The sequence below is a fragment of the Sphingomonas sp. PAMC 26621 genome, from assembly GCF_000251145.1.
Taxonomy (GTDB): domain Bacteria; phylum Pseudomonadota; class Alphaproteobacteria; order Sphingomonadales; family Sphingomonadaceae; genus Sphingomonas.
In genome coordinates this window covers 23120-40721 of record NZ_AIDW01000046.1, presented here as the reverse complement: position 1 = coordinate 40721, position 17602 = coordinate 23120, and the positions used below count along the sequence as shown (strand labels likewise).

Below are 17602 nucleotides of genomic sequence, written 5' to 3'. Positions count from 1 at the left end.
GAACCGGATGGGCGCCAAAATCCTGCGCGATAGCCGCAGAGATGCGCTCACGATTGGCAAGCATCATACCGATCAGCGCGCCGAGGCGCTCCCGGCGCGCTTCGATCGACGGACGGCGGTCCTTCGCGAATGCCGCGCGCTGCGAGGCGAAGGCAGCTTGAAGGGCTGCGATCGCTCCGGCGTCGTCAGTTCCTGTCGGCACGCTCGTAGCGGGGGTCTCAAGTATCGACATGGTTGGTCCTTGCTCTTGATCGATCAGCCGGCTGCGGTCATCGCAGCGAGTAGCGCTGTCCGCTCCTCCCGAACCTTTTCCGGTTCAGCGACGACTTGCAGATGGAACTCGCGCAGTTCCTCAGGGATGTACCAGTGGACGCGGTCAGCGCCGTAGGCCTCCCATACGGTTTCGGCGACTTCGCGCGGCTTGACCAATCGCCACATTCCCTCGCTCGGGGCCATCTGGCGCATCCCGTCGGACAGCAAAGGCGTATCGATCAAGCCAGGTAGCAGGTCGGCAGCACGAACGCCGTAGCGCTTCAATTCGATCGACAGCGCCTCCGTGAGCCCTCTGACAGCGTGCTTGGTCGCCGAGTAGACGGGGATACCGGCCGTGCCGAAGATCGCCGACGACGACGAGGTGATAAGACAGAACGAACCCGGAGTGTTCTTCAGCAAGGGAACGCCCGCGCGCACGCCGAGCATCACGCCGATAAAGTTGATGTTGACGATGCGCATCACGTCGTCCCACGGCTGCTCGTCAAGGAGGCCACTGGCGCCAATACCGGCATTGTTGAAAAGCAAATCGAGGGTGCCGCCGGTCGCGATCGCGAATAGGTCCATCGCCGACTTCCATGCCAAGGCGTCCGTAACGTCGAGGATTTCGAACAACCCGTTGGCATCGCCAACCTCCTCTTGCAGCGTCTCTAGCCCCGCCTGATTGACGTCGTACGCACCGACGAACCAACCTTTCTCTGCGAACAATAAAGCTGTAGCTCTACCCATCCCGGACGCCGCCCCGGTAATGAAGATGGACTTGCGGCCGTTCGAACTGGTCATAATGCTGTTCCCCTGGTCCGACGGGCATGCTCGCCATCGAGCTCCATGCCGGCGAAGTCGCCCACCTCGCGCCAAGAGCGGAGCAACTTGACGAACTCGATTGGACCCGCTGCGAATGGCGAGCCGCGCGCTGCAGCGCCAGTAGCCCTGCCCTCGTTGTTGTAATATCCTGGAGTGCACGCTTCGATGAATTTGCGACGCCCCTCGGCCATTCGAACGATTGTCTCCACCCAGTTGCCCTCGGCTTCCTCGGTCGGCTCGATCGCCCCAATGCCCTTTGCAGCACAGTCGGCGACGATGTGCGCGATGTGCAGCGACTGTTCGCTCAGCATGTGCGGGAAATTGGGCGACATGCCCGCCTGCGCCGGCCCGATCACAAACAAATTCGGAAAGCCGCGGGTATGCATCCCGTGAAGCGTCGACATGCCGTCGGCCCATTTTTCACTGAGCGACTGGCCGCTAACGCCGCTGATCGTCATGCTCGACCGCTTCTCGTAACTTGTCGACGTCTCGAACCCCGTGGCGAAAATTAGGCAGTCGAGTGGATATTCCACGTCGCCGACGACGATGCCGCCAGGCGTGATGCGGTCGATCCCATACCCCGCCGTCTCGACTAGCGACACGTTCGGGAGGTTGAACGCCTGCAAATAGAGGTCAGAGAAGCAGGGCCGCTTGCAGTAAAGGCTGAACCAAGGCTTCAAAGCGTCGGCCGTGGCAGGATCTTCGACGATTCTACCAATGCGCTCGCGGATCTGCTCCATCTTCTCGAAATCGGCTTGCTCCAGGAGAGTGCCGGGGTCGAGGCCGTGCGGATTGTCAGCCAGCTTCTTACGTACCGCGCGCGCCAGCACCGTCCATCCGTCGGCAACGTCATCATGCGGCGGCAGTGCGGCGGTGAACTGCGCGGTGAAGTTCTCCATACGCCGCTGTTGCCATCCTGGCTGTAGGCTCGCTGCCCATGCGGGATCGGTTAGACTATTGTCGCGTGCGTCGACCGACGAGGGCGTGCGCTGGAAAACGGTCAAATGCTTTGCGGAAGCCGCGAGTGGGGGGACGCACTGCACCGAGGTGGCGCCGGTGCCAATCAGCCCGACACGCTTGTCACCGAGGCCAACAAGCGGCTCGGTCGCGCTACCGCCGGTGTACGCGTAGTCCCAACGGCTTGTATGAAAGCTGTGACCTGCAAACTCGTCGATGCCGGGGATTTCCGGCAACTTCGGCCGGTTGAGCGGTCCAGTGGTCAGGACAACGAACCGCGCCGACATGACGTCGCCGCGATCCGTTTGAACGGTCCACCTGGCAGTACCGCCGTCCCATTCCAGCGACTTTACCTGCGTCGAGAAGAGCGCGTCGCGGTAGAGGTCGTAGCGTTCGGCGATCCGCTTCGTGTGCGCACGGATTTCAGCCGCCTTGGAATATCGTTCGACCGGCATGTAACCGGTCTCTTCCAGCAGCGGAAAGTAGATGTACGATTCCACGTCGCACGCGGCACCGGGATAGCGGTTCCAGTACCACGTCCCGCCGACATCGCTTGCAACGTCTACGATACGAACCTTCGCTACGCCCGCTTCGCGCAACCTTGCCGCTACCATCATACCGCCAAATCCCGCACCGACCACCAGTACGTCGACCTCGTCGGTCAGCGGCTTGCGCGGCAGGGCGGAACCGTACGGGTCGTCGAGCATGTGCGCGAAGCCCTGCTCGACATCCCGGTATTGGCGCTGCCTTGCGTCACTTACCGAGCGCTTATCGCGTTCGGCCTGGTAACGTGCGCGCGTCTTATCAATATCGAGCGCAGCGGTCGTGGCCGGCAGGTCCGTCATGATGTTCCTCGTCGTTCTCGTTGTTTCCGTCGGTCTCAGAAGCGCTTGGTCAGCGTCGCACCGTACGTGCGCGGATCGTTCGTGAACCCGGTGTAGCTTCCACTCTGCGCGACTGTCGGGAAAGCGCCAACAAGCGTGTTGTGCTTCGTCAAGTTGCGGACAAAGAACAGCAACTCAATCTTTTGCGGCGGCAAAGCTAAGCCCAGGCTCGCGTTCACATTGCTAGTTTCTGTACTCCCATATTGAGCGGGCACGACGTCGATCAGCTGAGTCCGGCTAGAATAATCGTATTCCCCGCGTAGGAAAGCGCTGAGCCTGCCGAAGTCATGATTGATCGTGGCCGATACGGAGGTGCTCCATTTGGGAATACCAGCCGGTCGTTGCCCGGACAGATCACGAAACGGTGGGATTTGCCCGTTTGCTGGGTTTAGTGGGCATTGGCCCGTGTCGAAGCTAACGCAGGGTGCCCGCAAGAACGAGTCGTACTTCGGGTCGAGATACGTCCCCGCCCCGGTGAGCGACAGCCAGGAAATCGGGCGATAGGCCGCTTCTACCTCGACGCCCTTCACCGACTCCTGTCCGGCATTGACGAGACTATAGCCCGTGCCCGTGAAGGCGTTCGATTGGAACCCCTTGATAGTCTGCTTAAACACCGAAAGGTTCAGATATCCGCCGCGAAATACCGCCTTAGCCCCGATTTCGTAGAGCCGCACGTTTTCAGGAGCAGCTGTCCGTCCAACGCCGTTCGCGTCCGGCGACCGCGCATCTGTTGAGAGATTGAAGGCACCCGCCTTCCATCCGGTCGAGTAACTTGCATAAAGATTGACCGGCCCGAGGTCGTAAGTCGCGCGACCCAGATAGGTAACCTTATCTCCCTTCAATATGCCGGACTCGTTGGCATTGGGATAGTTTACCGGTCCATGGGTGGGCGCGTTGCCGTAGAAGAATTGCAGGGCACCAAGCGGGCCGTATAAATTGCCCGGCAGACCTATGGCCGTGAACTGTGGAACTGCTTGAAGGTTCAACGCCGAAAACTGGTCGGTCAGCGCCACGTTTGCCGTCGACGCTTTGTGGTCGCTGAGATACGCGACACCGCCCGTCAAAGTCAGTCTGTCGAACAGTTTGTAGTCGGCCTGACCAAAGAAAGAGAAAGAGTCCTGCTTGATCGTGTACGGCGCGATGACGCCTTGCCCGGCCCCAAAATAAGTAGCGCCCGGTTTGATCGAAGGGGTGACAAGGCTCTGCAAAAACTCCAGAGCATAAACGTTCGAACGTCCCGTCAGAGCGGGGCGAAGCGGGGCCGGAAGTGCACCGATCAACGCCGCGGGAACCTGGCCGCTCAGTGCGTCGGCGAACGGACGTATCTGCGATCCAAAACTAATCTGACTGCTCGTGTCGAGATTTTCGTGGTCGTAGAAGCCCCCGATCAGCCAACTAAACGGACCTTTGCCGCTTGAGGTCAGCCGCACCTCCTGAGTGAACGTCTTGGTACGGGTTTGGTCTGAGCGGTAGGACAGGTTAGCACCGGTAAAGTCGACATCTTCCGTGCTGTTGTTGCGCTGATCGCGGTACGCCGTGATCGACGTCACCTTTGCGAAATCCAGATCGTAATCGATCTCGCCCGATACGCCCTTCCCGACGATATGGTTCGTGGGATCCCGGTCGAACGCGATATCGCGACTATATTTTGTTGCCGGATTGCTAACCGCAGCACCGAGACCAAAAGGCGGCGGAGCTGCAATGAGCTGCGTGGCCGGACCATTAAATAGCTGGACAGCGCCGCAACACCGCTCGTTTATTTCATTGTAGTCCGCGATCAGCCGAACTGACAGCCGATCAACCGGATTCCACAAAACGTCCACACGGGCCGATGCTCGGTTACGGTCGTTGATGCTGTGACCGGTTACCACATTGTGATCATATCCGTCGCGCTGGTCCACGGACCCGGAAAGCCGGATAGCCACGGTATCGCTCAGAGGGCCGGTCGCAGTCGCCTTAGCAATAAGCTGGCCGTAATTGCCAACCGTAAGATCTACCCGTCCGCCGAAGTCGAACTGCGGACGCTTTGTAATGATGTTGATGGCGCCGACCGACACGTTCTTCCCAAACAATGTCGACTGCGGCCCGCGAAGCACCTCAATGCGCTCAACCTCGGGGAGGTCATTCAACGAAGCCGCGCTACGTGATCGGTAAACGCCGTCGATGAACACGCCGACTGAGCCCTCGATCCCGACGTTGCCGTTGCCGTTGCCGAATCCGCGAATGATGAAGTTAGTTTGGCCAACCGTGTTTAACTGCGTGACTTTTAAAGACGGAACGACCGACTGGAGATCGACGAGATCACGGATTTGCGCACGATCAATGGTTTGCTGGCTGGTGACGGCGACTGAGATCGGCACATCCTGCAATGTCTGTTCGCGTTTCGATGCGGTGACGACGATGTCGTCGTTTGTATCCGCCTGCCGGGCCCCCTTCACCTGCGGCGTTGCCGCAAGCGACGGCTCGGGTGCTACCTGCGCTGTAGCTGGCATAGCTGCTATCATCGCCGCGACCGACGCACCACAAAGCGCGAATCTCGCCATGTTGATTCCTTTCCTGCTCCGCCCGCCTATGTCGGGTCTCAATCAACCTTCTATCGCACGCTAGACTTTCTAACTCAAGATAGAAAAACGAATGTGCCGGTTGTGTGACGCGCCGAACGACGTAAAATCATAAAAATTCAAGTCGAGGCGTCCAGAATTGAAACCAACATCCATACCACGAAATGAGGCGCAGGCGCTCGACGGCAAGCCCTTAGCCCGAGGCCGAAAATCCACGAAGAAGCGAGAGACGATCATCAGGGCGGCAATCGAAATCATTAATAAAAAGAGTTTCGCACTTGCGACGATGTCCGACATCGCCGCCAGTATCGATCTCAGGGATGCCACCCTCTATTATTATTTTCCCAACAAGCAGGCGCTAGTTTACGATTGCCATGTTCGATCGCTTGAGCGCTTCGAACGTCTTATCGTCGATGCGACTGCGTTCGATGGGAATGGTTTGGAGCGTATCAAGCAATTTGTGCGCACCCTCATCGACGATCATTCGCGAACGGCCCCCAACTGTACTTTGGAGACTATTCGTACCTTGAGCCGATCCAGCGCGATAATATCGCAACGTGGGCCAATCGACTGCGGGACATGCTTGAGGCTATTCTAAAGCAGGGGATGACCGATGGATCGATCGTGCAGGGCGAGACGGACCTGATCGTGCAGCTAATTCTCGGTATGCTCATTTGGCTGGCAAAATGGGTGCCCGATATTCATAAGCTGACGCCCGAACGCCTGATGGCCGCAATCGAGGCGTTCTCATTCCACGGGCTTGAAAGCAGGGATTGAAGCTCAAGCAGACCGGCACCGCATCCTCACTAAAAAAAAGGACCGGTAAACCGGCCCAAATAGTTAAGAGAGGATGCCTGAAAGGCAATGTGGTTGTGCATCGCAGCAAGAGGTTTATCAAGTCCCGACAAGAGAATACTTATCGGCTGGTGGATATACGCCAGAGCCAGTCGATCATGTTGATATACGTCAAAGTTGGAGGCCACCAAAATCCTGGTAGGTAATTTTGAAACCCAAAGTTCTGATATCATAAAGCCTTGCAATAATAGTCGATCGCGATTCCCTAAACTTTATTTTATTCGGCCTTTAAGTCATTGTCTCGGGACCGGTTGGAGACGCGCTTCAATGACGATTAGCAAAATTACTGCCGTTTAGCTTGGCGGTTGGTCTTGAAGAGCTTCGAGGCCAACCGCCACCGCGCCCGTTGGTCCTGCATCGTCGCCCAACACGGGCGTGACGAGAAATTCTCCAAGATTGTCTGCGGTTTGCCGGGCGAACCCATAGCCGCCGAGACGCTCTGACAGCATCTGGCGCACCATCGTTAGTAGCTGCGGTTGCCGCATCATCACGCTGCCGCCCGGCACAGTACGTTCAGGAGACTCCGTCAGGAACAAGTTCTCCACCAATCCTGTCAACGCGTGCGTGACCTGTTCCCAGATGATGTCGTCGCTAACAACATCATACGCAGGCCGCCTAGCCCTTGGGCCGATCGCACGGCCAGAAGCCAACTTTTCCATGCAGTCGCCGTGAAACGCGCACGCTTGCTAGTTGTGCGCATCTCAAAAATATCGTGTTCGTATCAGCTCTCTTCCTCGATCTCCGCCAGGCGACGTCTACAGTGCTTTAAAGCCCGGCGGATATGCTTTTCGACCATCGACACCGACACGCCAAGTTCGCTCGCGATCCAGGCCTGCGGAATTTCATCGCAGCGGTGCCGAATCACCGCGGCTTGCACATCGGGCGGCAATTCGGCGATCGCAGCGGAGACGATCGCCAGGCGCTGACGGGCGGCGACCGCGCGATCGGGCAAGGGCCTGTCGATCGCGATCTGGTCGACGTCGTTCATCTGTCGCAAGACGGTGCCGCGCGCTGCAGCGGCGCGGTACTGATCTCGGATCAGGTTGTGCGCCACGACGTGGAAGAGCGCGGCCGGGTTTCGCACCTCGCATCGTGTCTGCGCGATCGCGAGACGCAAGAACGCGTCTTGGACCACATCTTCTGCATCCTCGCCCGGCCAGCGGCGCCGCACCGCGCCGAGGAGATCGAAATATAGGCTCGTTGCGTGCTGTTTTCGAAGCTGGTGACAACGGCCAACCGCCGTAGGCGCTTGGTCGGCAGTCACCATCCGAACCTCCATCTCGGTCACCCGGAACAAGGCGAGCGCCTAAAACCTATTTATCACATAAATATTTGCATTTCTATTGCGGATCAGAGAGGTTGATCCGTCTTTAGAGATAGAGATGGCAATGGCCACGCGTTCGAACCACTGAGGAGAGGTTAGGATGAAGACCCCAAAAGCGCGGATACAAACTCTCGCCAAGCGAATGACGCGCTTGAGCGCGTTGGGCATCTTGGCGACGCTCGTGCCGCTCGCGACCAGCACGGTTGCGCAAGCGCAAACGCAGCTTAGCGCGGACGATACGATCTATGCGCGTACGCGCCAACTTTCCAATGGCGAAGTGCTGGCCTCGGTCGTCGCGTTCACCGGCGGCAACCACATCGACCTTTATGCTAGCAGCAACAGCGGTACGACCTTCAGCAAGGTCGGATCGATCACCGATACCGAGTTCGCCACCGGTCTGTGCTGCGGAACGATCTTCCAATTGCCCCGCGCGGTCGGAGCGCTCGCGGCCGGGACGATCCTGTGGGCCTGCTCGGTCGGCCAGGACGCCGCCAATCGCCGCATGAAGATCAAGATCTACAAGAGCGCCGACAACGGGCGCAGCTGGTCCTATCTGTCGGCCGTCACCGCGGCGAACACCGGTGGCTATTGGGAGCCCGAATTCTCGATCGCCAACGACGGCGCCCTGGTCATGATGTATTCGGACGAAACCAATGCCGCCTACAGCCAGCGTCTTGTCAAGACACGCAGCTACACCGGCACTGCATGGCAAGACCTTGGCGACCTGGTGTCGAGCAGCGTACAGGCCGACCGGCCGGGAATGGCGGTGGTGTCCAAACTCGCCAGCGGGTCGCGCATCATGACCTTCGAATTGTGTGGCCCCGCCGCCTGTACGGCCTTCTACAAAACCTCCACCGATGGGTGGGATTGGGGCGATGCGCACAATGTCGGTTCGGCCATTCGCCTTGCCGACGGGCGCTTTTTCGCACACGCCCCCACCAACACCGTGCTGCCCAACGGCGCGATCATGGTGGTCGGGCAAGTGCTGATGAACGGCGACGGCTCGGTCGCTGCGGCCAACGGGTCGACCATTTTCAAGAGCGCGAGCGGAAGCGTCACCGGGCCGTGGACGACGATCACCGCGCCCGTTTCTGTCCTTGGCGCATTTGACAATTACTGCCCCAATTACTCTTCGCCGCTCTTGTCGGTCTCGAACGGCGCCAGCGTGCTTGAGATGGCCAGTCGCGTACAGACCAGCCACTGCCTGATGTATTTCGGACGCGGTTCGGCGAACTGAACGATCGGGCCGGGCGACATCCGTCGTCCGGCGCGATTGCTGCCCCGAGGCGGAGGGACAGGATGAGAGCGGGTATCATTGCGGGTCTGATTGTCGGCTGCCTGTGTGTCGCGGCGATGCTCTGGCCGGGCGCTCGACCGACGAAGGGTCGGAGCGACACCGGAATCATCGTCATCCGAAGCGATCCTCCTCCGCCAGTCCTGCGCGCGCCCGGCGCCGACGCAGCAGCGCGCCTCTCATCGAGCGCGGCCGGCATCGCCACGGATGCAAGCGCGCAAGACCCGCGTCAGCTCTATGCGCTGGTGCGCCAGGAGCGCCGCGACCCGCTCTGGGCGAGCCGCGCCGAAGCCGCGATCAAGGATCGGATCGCCAGCGTCGCCGATATCGGGCGGGATGGGCCGCTGGACGTGCTGTGTGGCGTGAGCATCTGCGAGGCGACGGGCGTTGCCGCCGCCGATGCGCCGCCGGAAACGCTGGCGCGCGCGTGGGAGGCGTTGCAGCGCGCGACCGGCAGTGCTGCACTCAATGAACTAGAGCTGATATCGACGGCATCGCGCTTCGGCAGCGGCCACAGTTTGCATGCCTATACGCTCTATTATCGGCGGACCGCATGATGGCGCCATCGCCCCGGCTGCCGTCGATCAGCCGCGCTCCGCCGATCGCGCAGCGCAAGCCTTCGCCGCTGACACGAATGCCTCCGCATTGCACCCGACCTGCGCGGCATCCATCCCGGCCTTGTACAGGGCCGAACCCAGTCCGAAACCCTCGCATGCGTCGTGCCAGTCTTCCATCGTCGCAAGCGTGATGCCGCCGACGGCGAGGATCGGACACGTCCGCGGAATGACCGCGCGCTGGGCATTCAGAATCTTCGGCGACGCGGCCTCCGCAGGAAACAATTTGAGGCCCGATGCGCCCGCGTTGATTGCGGCAAACGCTTCGCTCGGCGTGAAATAGCCCGGCAGGGACACCAGGCCGAGCCGCACGGTTTCGACGATAACGGTCACATCGACATTGGGCGAGATCACAAGCCTGGCGCCGGTTTCGCCGACACGCCGGGCATCGTCGGGCGAAAGCACCGTGCCTGCGCCGATCAACGCCTCGCCGCCGAAGCGCTTCACCAACCGCGTAATGCTCTCGAACGGCTTGGGCGAATTCAGGGGCACTTCGACGATGCCGATCCCGGCCGCGAGCACTGTCTCGACAATGCCCTCGACCTCGTCGGGTTTGACACCCCGAAGAATCGCCACAAGCGGGCAGCGCGTCAGCGCCGCAGTCAACAGCGGGTTAGCGGTCATCGATTTTGTCCCAGATTGCCGTGATGCCAGCGAGAAACGCACGGTGGCTGTCGAGCAGGATCGGCGCCCCTCCAGCTTGCACCACCGCGGCGGCGTAGAGCGATCCAAGCGCTGGATCGGCCAAGATATGGACCGGTTCCCCCATGGCGATCGCCTGTTCGTTCACGTCGGTGCCGATCAGCAGGCCGCTCACCCGCGAGGCAATTTCGCTCGGGTCGCGCAATCCGACCACGGCGGCGGCACGTTCGCCGAACAGGTCCGACAAGAGATGACCTTCGCTCGCGAGCGCCAAACCGTCCCGGAAGGCCGCCCCGTCGATCACCTCCCCTTTCAGAAATTCGCTCAACACGCTGTGATTGCGCAGCAGCGCGAACAACTCGCCGGTCATCGCAGTGCGGAAGCCGGCGATGCGGCCGGCCTCCATCCGCGCCCATTTGCAATGCGTGCCCGGTTGACACAGCGTCGCCTCGGCAGGCGCCATTCCGGCGGCGACGGCACCCAGGAGTTGCACTTCCTCGCCGCGCATAACGTCGCTGCGCGCGTTGCGGATCGCGACACCGGGCACGATCGCGGTCCTGCCGGGCTCGACCGAGAATATCCCGTCCACCAGATCCTCGATCCCGGCCGGGCAAGACCGATACGGCACTTCGGCCCAGCCGCGCGTCGATCCGACCATGCCCGCGCAGATCACCGGCACGTCGCCAAAGCGCGCGCGAAGTCCCGCGACCGCGGGCGCGAACGAAGCCTGCGCCATGCTCAGCACGCCCTGGTCGTCGCGCAGCGTTTCGATTACGCCGCCCGCGGCATCGATCGCATACGCTCGCCGATTGGTCGTGCCCCAGTCGATCGCGATGAAGGCGGGTGCGCTCACCACCACGTCCCGTACAGAGCAACGAGGATCAGCAACACGCCGATCGCGCCGACGTTGAACGACGGTTCGGTCGCGTAGCTGACCGACTTTGTGTCGATCGTATCGGTCGCGCCGCGCGGCCGCGTGATGAGCGAGACGATCACTGCCAGACCGAGCGCGATGAGGAACACCAGCCCCATCCGGTTCATGAAGGGCAAGGTCGGCAGCAGCGCCTTAAACGCCCAAGACAGGATCACCGATGCCGCCGCGGCGGTGAGCGCACCGGCTTCGTTGGCGCGCTTCCAGAACAGGCCAAGCAGGAAGATCACAGTTATTCCTGGGGTGAAGAAGCCGGTGAATTCCTGGATGAACTGGAATGCCTGTTCCGAACTGCCGACCAGCGGCCGCGCAGTGACGATCGCCAACAGGATTGCGACCACCGCCGCCGCCCGGCCAACGAAGACGAGGTGTCGCTCCTGCTCCTCGCCGCGATCGACCCCGCCGCGCCGCTTGGCGTAAAGATCTAGCGTGAAGATGGTCGCGATCGAATTGATCTTCGACGCAGTCGACGCGACGATCGCGGCGATCAATGCCGCAAAGACCAGCCCGAGCAGACCGCTCGGCAACAGCCGCATCATCGTCGGATAGGCTTCGTCGGGTTTTGCCAGGCCGGGCGTCAGCACCACCGCGGCGATGCCCGGCAGGACGATGACGAGCGGCATCAGCAACTTTAAGAACGCCGCGAAGATGATGCCCTTCTGCGCCTCGCCGATGCTCTTGGCCGCCAGCGCGCGCTGGATGATATATTGGTTGAACCCCCAATAGCTGAGATTGGCGATCCACATCCCGCCGATCAGCACCGAGAGGCCGGGGAGATCCATGTAATGCGGGTCGCTTCGTTTGAGGATCATGTGGAAATGGTCGGGGATCGCCGCGGTCAGACGATGGAAGCCGGCGATAAGCCCTGCCCCTTCGCCCAGCTTGCCGAGTGTCAACGCGGCGATGATCAGGCCGCCGAGCACCAGCAAGGTAACCTGCACGATATCGGTCAGCGCGACGGCCTTCAGGCCTCCGCGGATCTGGTATAGCAAGGCGAAGGTGCCGAGTAGCACGAGCGCGAGATCCTGGTTGATACCCGCGACCTTGGTTACCGCGATCGAGCCCAGCCAAATGATCGAGGTGAGGTTGACGAAGATGTACAGCGCCAGCCAGAACAGCGCCATCAGCGTACGGACCGACGGACCGTAGCGCCGCTCGAGGAACTGCGGCATAGTGTATATCTGGTTCTTAAGGAAGATCGGGAGAAAGAATTTGCCGACAATCAGCAACGTCAGCGCCGCCATCCACTCATACGATGCGATCGCCAGGCCGATCGCATAACCTGAGCCGGACATGCCGACAATCTGTTCGGCCGAAATGTTCGCGGCGATCAGCGAAGCGCCGACCGCCCACCACGGCAGACTTTTCGATGCCAGAAAATAATCGGTGGTGTTCTTCGGCCCTGCACCGACCCGGTCGCGTGAGACATATTGCGCCAGTCCGAAGATACAGATGAAATAAGCCGCGACGACGATGACGTCAATTGTGGCAAGCTGCATCTCGAACCCTTCCCCTAATTCGGTCCGCCAGCTAACCATGGCATAGCGGCCGGGCCATTTATATGATCTATGATACCTACAAGGCGAACCGCAGGGAGTGCAAGCGATGTCTACCGATCCAGGTGAAATCCGGATCTCGCTCGGACGTAATTTGACGTACGGGCTGCTCGATCATCTGGGCAAGACCATCGTAACCGGTGGTTATGCCAAGAAAGCCTTTCCGACCGAGGCGGAATTGTCGAAGCAGCACGGCGTCAGCCGCTCGGTCACACGCGAGGCGGTGAAGATGTTGACGACCAAGGGCCTGCTCAGCGCGCGACCGCGCCAAGGCACCATCGTTCAACCCGACAGCGCGTGGAACCTCTTCGACCCCGACGTACTGCGCTGGCTGCTCGACCGCAAATTCTCGATCAAATTGCTGCGCGAGTTCAATCAATTGCGCGTCGCGATCGAACCTGCCGCCGCGGCGCTCGCCGCGACCTTTGCCGACAAGAACGGGCTGGCGCTGATCCGGGCCGGATTCAACCGGATGCGCGTTGCCGAAACCGGCGAGGACGACACGCTCGAGGCAGACATTGCGTTTCACGTCGCGATCCTGCGCGCTTCGACCAATCCGTTCTTCGCGCAATTTTGCGATGTCGTGGCGACAGCGCTCCGCACCTCTATCCGCTTTACCAACCGTATCCAGGGCCGGACCGCCGATCTCGCAGCGCACGAAGCGGTACTTTTCGCAATCGAAGCGCGCGACCCTGAAGCGTCACGCATCGCGATGCTGCGCATCATTGACGACGTGATGGACTTGATCGTCCGCTCGTCCACCGACTGAACGGCAGGTAACCTAGAAAAACGGAACCGCTCTTGACCACCTCCGCGACGAAGGGGCATCGGGTCTATCCACATCGACCGGATGACAGGGACATCGTGAAGCGACCTCAGAAACGTACTGCGACGCCCAGCGAGTAGGAGAATCGTCGTAGCGATAATCGCGCGGCAGGTTCGAATCGCCATAATAGCTGCGATATTTGGCGCGGGTCAGGTTGGTGCCATCGATCGACAGCGTGACGCCTTTGCGAAACTCGAACCCGATGCTGGCATCGAGACGGCCGTTCGGACGCACCTGATTGAGGATCAGTGACTGGCCGACCGGGCGGACGTTGGTTCCGCCGTAATTCTCGTCATAATAGCTCCCTCGATAAGTATAGACGACCCGGCCGGTCAGGCCCTTCTTATCATACAGTCCACCAATGTTGTAATTGTACTTCGATACGCCCTGTATGTTCTGGCCGAACAGCGGATCGCCGACGGTCTTAACCTTGCTGTCCGCGAGCGTGAAGTTGCCGAAGACCCCGAAGCCGTTCAGCGCGCCGGGTAGAAAATCGAAGAAGGTCTGCGCGCTGACCTCGATCCCCTTGAGCGTCACGGCGCCAACGTTGCGCGGGCGGGTAATGTTATAGTTGAATCCGTTAATCATCTCGACCTGGCTCTGGCTGATCACGCGGTCCTTGATGTCCTTGTAATAGCCACCAATGGCAACGAAGCCATTGTGCGAGAAGTAATATTCGAGCGTGGCGTCGTAGCTGTCCGACTTTTGCGGTCGCAGATCCGGATTGCCGCCCGACCCGGCCGGCAGGATCAGGCTGTTGGTCGAGATCAGATAGCTCAGCCCGGGGTTGAGATCGCCGAAGCTCGGCCGTGCAATCGCGCGCGAGTAGGTGGCGCGCGCCTGCAGGCCACCGCCGAACCGCAATCGCGCGCTCGCGCTCGGCAGGAAGTCGTTGTCGGTGGTGCTCGCACCGAACGGCGTCAAAACGGGCACCGGGTTGGGCACCGCCGTCGTCGACGCCGGGGTCACGAACGACGCACCCGCGATTTGACGTTCGGTCCGCGTGTATCGCCCACCGATCTGGCCATCAAGCGTGATCGGTCCGCCGATCGGGACCTTGTAAGCGGCCTGGAGATAGGCCGAATAAGTCTTTTCGGACGCAGAGAAGGAGCGATCTGGCGTGAAATTGGGGAAGCCGGCATTGAGCCCATAAAGCGCCCGCAGTTTGTCTTGAACGGCAGGGTCACGCAGTTCGTCCTGGTTCGGAACGATGATGCCGAAGCCATTGTTGATCGTCGGCGTACCCAGCGCGTGGACGAGGAAGTTTGAATCAAGGAACGGTACGTTCGCAATGAGCGTCCCACACACGCCGACGGGGCACACGCCGCCGAGCGATTGCTGATGCGTCGCGCTGTGATCGGCATAGCGCGCCCCGAACTGAATATTGTCCAGGATGCTGCCGACCCGATAGGTTCCGTCGATCTTTGCGGCAAACTCCTTGCCGCGATCGCGGATGTTGTCCTGGTTCAGCGGCGACAGCGCAAAATTCGTCGGGTCGCCCAGGCCGTTGACCGTGTCGGTGTAGACGGTGCCGCCGTTGACGTTGGTCGCCACGTCGGTGGTGATGCCGTTGCCCGATTTAAAGATGTCGAGAATGAAGTTCTGGTTGCGCACCTGCGAATGCTGGTACGAAACGTCGCCGTTTAGGCTCAGATTGCCCGACGTATACTTGGCGCCGCCTGAGATAATATACACCGAGGTTCGATCGTAATGCGCTTGCGTGCTGGTGAAGCCGCCGTGCCCGGTCGAAGTAAACGAACTGGCGGTGCATAGGTTCTGAACCGTGCCGGCGGGATCATAGAAACCCGCGCTGTTGACAGCATAATTCTTGCACTCGTTCGTCTTTTGTACATTACTGAAGGAGGTGCCGCTGAACACATCGTCGATCTGAAAATAACTTGCCGACTTGTTGCTGTAGCGCGTGTATAGGCCGTTGGCATAGATCTCAAGGCCCGGCGCGGCCTTCCACTGATAGGCTACGTTGGCTTGCTTGCGCTCGTACGTGCCCTGCTGCTCAACGCCGCCAACGCACGTCGGCGCGATGACGCCGGCGGCTCCTGAAGGGCCCTGCGTGCCGCTGCGGAAATCGCAATTGAAGGCAACCGGGCGGTCGAACACGTTGTGTGAATAGGACACGTCGGCCAGCAGGCCCATCTCGCCGAGTCCGGTTTCGAAGCGGTCCGAAACGAGCAAGCCGAGTACCGGATTAACCTCCTGCGCATTGCCGCTATACACCGCGCGCGCATTGCCGGCGAGCGTGAAGCCCTTAAAGTCGAACGGCTTGTGCAGGCGCAGATTGATGACGCCGGCGACGCCGCCTTCGATTAGTTCGGCCGAATTCGACTTATAGACGTCGGCACCCGCCAACGCCTCCGCCGGCAGATCCTGATAGCTGAAACCGCGACCCGTCCCGGTGAAAATCTCGCGCCCGTCGAGCGTGGTCAGGATGTCGGGCAGACCCCGGATGATCGGGTTAACGATTTCATTATTGTCGCCGACCGTGACCTGCACGCCAGGGACGCGCTGGAGCGCGGCGGCGACGGTGCGATCGGGCAGCTTGCCGATGTCGTCGGCGACGATCGAATCGACGACGTTGTAGGAATCGCGCTTGATGTCAGCCGCCTTGGCGAGCGAGGCGCGGATTCCGGTTACGACGATGTCGCTGGCGGCGCTATCTTCCTGCGCAGCGGCTTGAGATGGCGCCGGTGCTTGCTCTTGAGCGAAAGCGGGTGCCGCGGGAATCAGGGCGAACAAGGAAACAGACGAAAGTACCACGATTTTCGAAATCATTTCTACCCCTCCTGAAGGACTCGCCGACTTTTCCATTCGGCTGAGGCCTGTGCCTATCGAAACGGCTTCGATAGGACAAGTCATATTTGTCAGACCACGGCAATAGTTGGCGGTGCAGCGGACGCCGTTTTCAAGACGTCCGCTGACTTGCGCTTATTGAGGCGGCACGACCGTCTTCGACGCGGTCGCAAGGCGCCGGATCAAGGCGGTTTCGGCCGGGCGATACGGCGTTCCATTGGCGTGAAACACCTCATGGAACCACAAGGTCGGCTCATCCATCGTATAGGGCTTCTTCCAGCTGTCCCACGGAAGGCGCGTCTGTGTCTTGCCATCGACGAAGCCCCAGTTGATCATCGCGACATTGTAGCGCTTGCCGATCGGCAGCGATCCGTCGAAGGTCGATCCGTTGCCGCGCGCCATGAACTCGGTACACAGCACCGGGCGACCGTAAAGTTTGAGCTGCTTCACGCGGCCTTCGAACTGCTCGGGCCAGCCATAGTCGTGAAAGGTGATGACGTCCGACTGTTCGAGCTGGAGCTTCTCCATCGCGGTCAGCTTGGCACCCGGCGACCAGTCGTCGTGCCACCATACCCCGCTCGTTACGGGCTGGATCGGTTCCGCAGCGCGCGCCCAGTCGAACACTTGCGCCAGCAGGTGGCGCACCAGCGGCTCCTTGCCCTCCTGGCCTTTATATTGATCGGCGGGATTGTCGGGCTCGTTCCACAGGTCCCAGCCGAGGATGCGGTCGTCCTTGGCGAACGCGCCGATTACGCCCGTGACATAAGCGCGATATTTTGGGTAGCGCGCCGGGTCGCGCAGCCCTGGCAGGCCCGGCGACTGGACCCAACCCGAATTGTGCACGCCCGGGATCGGCGGATGTTGCGGACCCAGCACCGGATTGGGATCCCAGCAGCTGTCGAACAAAACGAACAGCGGCTTGATTTTGTGCCGCGCGGCGATCGTCAGGAATTGTTCGATGCGGCGCTTGAAGCCCTCCGGGTCCTGCTCCCACAATTGATCGTGCAGGAACACGCGCATCGTGTTCATGCCGATGCCCTGCGCCAGGGCCAGTTCGGCATCGATCCGCTTCGGGTCCCAGGTGGCGGCCTGCCACATTTCGAGCTGGTTGATCGCCGAGGCGGGGGTGTAGTTGGAGCCGACCAGCCAGGGCTGCTTGGCGTACCAGCCGTTGGCCTGCTGGGGCGTCCAGCGCTCGCGCGCCTCCGCGGGGGCGCTCGCCGCGGCGACGATCGCCGCCGTGCCGAACAGGAGTACGGTGAATCTCGTCATGATA

15 protein-coding genes and 1 pseudogene are annotated in these 17602 nt (G+C 60.7%); 5 read left to right on the top strand and 11 right to left on the bottom strand.

The window, feature by feature from the left end:
• Positions 1-255: 255 nt before the first annotated feature.
• The 4 genes from RI03_RS19895 to RI03_RS24380 all read right to left on the bottom strand — a co-directional run bounded on the left by RI03_RS19895 (position 256) and on the right by RI03_RS24380 (position 5773).
• Positions 256-1053 carry an SDR family oxidoreductase gene (locus RI03_RS19895; protein ID WP_010219472.1) on the bottom strand — a complete coding sequence of 266 codons (798 nt, stop codon included), beginning with the start codon at positions 1051-1053 and terminating at the stop codon, positions 256-258.
• Positions 1050-2876, bottom strand: coding sequence for a flavin-containing monooxygenase (locus RI03_RS19890; protein ID WP_010219471.1), 1827 nt, complete (start codon positions 2874-2876; stop codon positions 1050-1052). Before RI03_RS19890 ends, RI03_RS19895 begins: the two co-directional genes overlap by 4 nt.
• A gap of 35 nt (positions 2877-2911) precedes the next feature.
• The gene (locus tag RI03_RS19885) at positions 2912-5458 is read right to left on the bottom strand and encodes a TonB-dependent receptor (RefSeq protein WP_010219470.1); all 2547 of its coding nucleotides are present in this window, start codon (positions 5456-5458) and stop codon (positions 2912-2914) included.
• Between the two features lie 69 nt (positions 5459-5527).
• Complete coding sequence (locus RI03_RS24380; RefSeq protein ID WP_010219468.1) at positions 5528-5773, bottom strand: hypothetical protein; 246 nt, start codon at positions 5771-5773, stop codon at positions 5528-5530.
• Here RI03_RS24380 and RI03_RS24905 point away from each other — a divergent pair.
• On the top strand, positions 5763-6074 hold the full coding sequence (locus tag RI03_RS24905; RefSeq protein ID WP_238542472.1) for a TetR/AcrR family transcriptional regulator: 312 nt from the start codon (positions 5763-5765) through the stop codon (positions 6072-6074). The genes RI03_RS24380 and RI03_RS24905 overlap by 11 nt on opposite strands.
• Positions 5978-6253 (top strand): hypothetical protein, encoded by a 276-nt coding sequence (locus tag RI03_RS24900; protein ID WP_338009646.1) that lies wholly within the window; start codon positions 5978-5980, stop codon positions 6251-6253. Before RI03_RS24905 ends, RI03_RS24900 begins: the two co-directional genes overlap by 97 nt.
• 371 nt (positions 6254-6624) lie before the next feature.
• Here RI03_RS24900 and RI03_RS19875 read toward each other — a convergent pair.
• Together RI03_RS19875 and RI03_RS19870 are read right to left on the bottom strand one after the other, a co-directional pair.
• Positions 6625-7002: pseudogene (locus RI03_RS19875) on the bottom strand (ROK family protein); the annotation flags it as partial.
• 50 nt (positions 7003-7052) lie between these two features.
• On the bottom strand, positions 7053-7598 hold the full coding sequence (locus RI03_RS19870; protein ID WP_010219465.1) for an RNA polymerase sigma factor: 546 nt from the start codon (positions 7596-7598) through the stop codon (positions 7053-7055).
• Between the two features lie 157 nt (positions 7599-7755).
• Here RI03_RS19870 and RI03_RS24895 point away from each other — a divergent pair, with 157 nt between their 5' ends.
• Both RI03_RS24895 and RI03_RS24890 read left to right on the top strand, forming a co-directional pair.
• A complete protein-coding gene (locus RI03_RS24895; protein ID WP_238542469.1) occupies positions 7756-8892 on the top strand; it encodes a sialidase family protein in 1137 nt (378 codons plus the stop codon).
• A gap of 62 nt (positions 8893-8954) precedes the next feature.
• Positions 8955-9506 (top strand): hypothetical protein, encoded by a 552-nt coding sequence (locus RI03_RS24890; RefSeq protein WP_010219463.1) that lies wholly within the window; start codon positions 8955-8957, stop codon positions 9504-9506.
• A gap of 27 nt (positions 9507-9533) precedes the next feature.
• On the opposite strand, the gene RI03_RS19855 is transcribed toward RI03_RS24890, so the two are convergent.
• Genes RI03_RS19855 through RI03_RS19845 form a run of 3 tightly spaced genes read right to left on the bottom strand, consistent with a single transcriptional unit; the run spans position 9534 to position 12635 of the window.
• The gene (locus RI03_RS19855) at positions 9534-10187 is read right to left on the bottom strand and encodes a 2-dehydro-3-deoxy-6-phosphogalactonate aldolase (RefSeq protein WP_010219462.1); all 654 of its coding nucleotides are present in this window, start codon (positions 10185-10187) and stop codon (positions 9534-9536) included.
• Entirely contained in the window at positions 10177-11064 is an 888-nt protein-coding gene (locus RI03_RS19850; RefSeq protein WP_010219461.1) for a 2-dehydro-3-deoxygalactonokinase, read from the bottom strand. The genes RI03_RS19855 and RI03_RS19850 overlap by 11 nt, the downstream gene beginning before the upstream one ends.
• A complete protein-coding gene (locus tag RI03_RS19845) occupies positions 11055-12635 on the bottom strand; it encodes a sodium/sugar symporter (RefSeq protein WP_010219460.1) in 1581 nt (526 codons plus the stop codon). The genes RI03_RS19850 and RI03_RS19845 overlap by 10 nt, the downstream gene beginning before the upstream one ends.
• 106 nt (positions 12636-12741) lie before the next feature.
• Between RI03_RS19845 and RI03_RS19840 the strand changes: the two genes are divergently transcribed.
• Positions 12742-13461, top strand: coding sequence for a FadR/GntR family transcriptional regulator (locus tag RI03_RS19840; RefSeq protein WP_010219459.1), 720 nt, complete (start codon positions 12742-12744; stop codon positions 13459-13461).
• A 12-nt stretch (positions 13462-13473) separates the two neighbouring features.
• Here RI03_RS19840 and RI03_RS19835 read toward each other — a convergent pair whose 3' ends face one another.
• Together RI03_RS19835 and RI03_RS19830 are read right to left on the bottom strand one after the other, a co-directional pair.
• The gene (locus tag RI03_RS19835) at positions 13474-16308 is read right to left on the bottom strand and encodes a TonB-dependent receptor (RefSeq protein WP_238542468.1); all 2835 of its coding nucleotides are present in this window, start codon (positions 16306-16308) and stop codon (positions 13474-13476) included.
• Between the two features lie 153 nt (positions 16309-16461).
• A complete protein-coding gene (locus RI03_RS19830; protein WP_010219457.1) occupies positions 16462-17598 on the bottom strand; it encodes a cellulase family glycosylhydrolase in 1137 nt (378 codons plus the stop codon).
• Positions 17599-17602: the final 4 nt, after the last annotated feature.

Bases quoted from the DNA above. Each gene is read 5' to 3' on its own strand.
- RI03_RS19835 (WP_238542468.1), bottom strand. From the start codon at position 16,308: ATGATTTCGAAAATCGTGGTACTTTCGTCTGTTTCCTTGTTCGCCCTG.
- RI03_RS24380 (WP_010219468.1), bottom strand. From the start codon at position 5,773: ATGTCGGACATCGTCGCAAGTGCGAAACTCTTTTTATTAATGATTTCG.
- RI03_RS19855 (WP_010219462.1), bottom strand. From the start codon at position 10,187: ATGACCGCTAACCCGCTGTTGACTGCGGCGCTGACGCGCTGCCCGCTT.
- RI03_RS24905 (WP_238542472.1), top strand. From the start codon at position 5,763: ATGTCCGACATCGCCGCCAGTATCGATCTCAGGGATGCCACCCTCTAT.
- RI03_RS19840 (WP_010219459.1), top strand. From the start codon at position 12,742: ATGTCTACCGATCCAGGTGAAATCCGGATCTCGCTCGGACGTAATTTG.
- RI03_RS19885 (WP_010219470.1), bottom strand. From the start codon at position 5,458: ATGGCGAGATTCGCGCTTTGTGGTGCGTCGGTCGCGGCGATGATAGCA.
- RI03_RS24895 (WP_238542469.1), top strand. From the start codon at position 7,756: ATGAAGACCCCAAAAGCGCGGATACAAACTCTCGCCAAGCGAATGACG.
- RI03_RS19895 (WP_010219472.1), bottom strand. From the start codon at position 1,053: ATGACCAGTTCGAACGGCCGCAAGTCCATCTTCATTACCGGGGCGGCG.
- RI03_RS19830 (WP_010219457.1), bottom strand. From the start codon at position 17,598: ATGACGAGATTCACCGTACTCCTGTTCGGCACGGCGGCGATCGTCGCC.
- RI03_RS24890 (WP_010219463.1), top strand. From the start codon at position 8,955: ATGAGAGCGGGTATCATTGCGGGTCTGATTGTCGGCTGCCTGTGTGTC.
- RI03_RS19890 (WP_010219471.1), bottom strand. From the start codon at position 2,876: ATGACGGACCTGCCGGCCACGACCGCTGCGCTCGATATTGATAAGACG.
- RI03_RS19845 (WP_010219460.1), bottom strand. From the start codon at position 12,635: ATGCAGCTTGCCACAATTGACGTCATCGTCGTCGCGGCTTATTTCATC.
- RI03_RS19870 (WP_010219465.1), bottom strand. From the start codon at position 7,598: ATGGTGACTGCCGACCAAGCGCCTACGGCGGTTGGCCGTTGTCACCAG.